Below are 1,642 nucleotides of genomic sequence, written 5' to 3' on the forward strand. Positions count from 1 at the left end.
CTCTAAGGATAGGGGAACGAAATGTCATTCCAACAGGCTTTGAGCGGTCTTAACGCATCATCCAAAGCGCTTGACGTGCTTGGCAACAATATTGCCAACGCCAATACCGTGGGATTCAAGTCCGCAGAGGTTCACTTTTCCGATGTTTTCGCCAATTCGCTGGCTGGTAGTGGTGCTTCTCAGGTCGGTATCGGTGCTACGATCTCAGGGATCCAGCAAACGTTCAGCCAGGGCAACGTAACGGCGACCAACAATCCGCTCGATATTTCGATCAATGGCGGCGGATTCTTTCGCATGAATCGGAACGGCGAAGTAACCTATACCCGGAATGGACAGTTCCATCTTGACAATGCAGGTTTCATCGTTAATGACCAGACGATGAAGGTCATGGGTTTCCCGGCCGACGCAAACGGAGTAATTACCGCTTCCAGCCCGGTTGATCTGCAATTGTCATCGAGCCAGATCAGCCCGAGAGCGACCAGCGATCCCTTGGCGGGGAATCTTACTGCCAATTTGAACCTGGATTCACGGCAGGGCGTTCCGGCAGTTGCGCCGTTCAATTTCGCCAATCCACAGACCTACAACTATTCGACTGCCTTGTCGGTGTTCGATACGCTGGGCGTTCCGCACACCATGACGATGTACTTTGTACGGACGGCCGGCGGCCCGTGGAATGTGCACGGCACAATGGACGGAGCGACGCCACAAGCCTTTCCCGCAGCACTTGCTTTTAATACATCGGGTGTGCTGACGACAGCGATGCCGTTGGTGCTCCCGTCGTGGGCGCTGACCACAGGTGCTGCCTCACCTTGGTCACCGGGCTCCATGGATTTTACCGGAACCACCCAGTACGGCAGCGCATCAAGCGTTGATCGATTGACGCAGGGTGGGTATACGACGGGTAGTCTGACTGGGCTGAGTGTTGGCTCCGACGGTATCGTTCAGGGCCGGTACAGCAATGGCCAGGCTCGCAATCTGGGTCAAGTCGTTCTGGCGACCTTTGCCAATCCGAACGGCCTTCAGTCTTTGGGGAACAATCAGTGGGCATTGACGTCGGTGTCCGGCCCGGAACTGGTCAGCGCACCGGGAACCGGCAGTCGCGGAGTTTTGCAGTCGGCTTCGGTGGAGGAGTCCAATGTCGATCTGACCGCGCAACTGGTCAACATGATTACCCAGCAGCGCAACTACCAATCCAATGCGCAAACGATCAAGACCCAGGATCAGATACTGCAGACGCTGGTAAATCTTCGCTAAGCCGTATTGAAGAATAACCGAGGCCGATATGGATCGCCTGATCTACACCGCAATGACCGGCGCCAAGCACGCCTTCCTGCAACAGGCCGGTGTCTCACAAAATCTGTCCAATGCTTCGACGGTCGGTTACCGCGCAATGGAGCACAAGTTTCGCGCGGTGCCCATTCAGGGTGAAGGGGCTCCAACGCGGGCATTCGTGGTGGACGCGTCGGTGGCCGATGTATTTGAACAAGGTCCGCTGATGGCCACAGGTCGTCCGCTGGATGTGGCTGTTCAGGGGGCGGGTTGGATTACGGTGGAGACTCCCGATGGGCGCGAGGCGTATACCCGGGCCGGAAACCTTCAAGTCAACACCAATGGTCAACTTCAGACCGCCACTGGATTGAAC

Annotated in this window: 2 protein-coding genes; both read left to right on the forward strand. The window is 56.4% G+C overall.

The genetic code is table 11. The features are described 5' to 3' along the window. Positions 1-21 precede the first annotated feature (21 nt). The gene (flgE, locus tag PROAA_RS10965) at positions 22-1,254 is read left to right on the forward strand and encodes a flagellar hook protein FlgE (RefSeq protein WP_186411381.1); all 1,233 of its coding nucleotides are present in this window, start codon (positions 22-24) and stop codon (positions 1,252-1,254) included. A gap of 28 nt (positions 1,255-1,282) precedes the next feature. Continuing rightward, a partial coding sequence (locus tag PROAA_RS10970) for a flagellar hook-basal body complex protein (protein WP_186411382.1) occupies positions 1,283-1,642 on the forward strand: 360 nt, incomplete at its 3' end.

The organism is Candidatus Propionivibrio aalborgensis (assembly GCF_900089945.1).
Lineage (GTDB): Bacteria > Pseudomonadota > Gammaproteobacteria > Burkholderiales > Rhodocyclaceae > Propionivibrio > Propionivibrio aalborgensis.

Excerpts from the sequence above, each read along its gene's own strand:
- flgE (WP_186411381.1), top strand. The coding sequence starts at position 22 with ATGTCATTCCAACAGGCTTTGAGCGGTCTTAACGCATCATCCAAAGCG.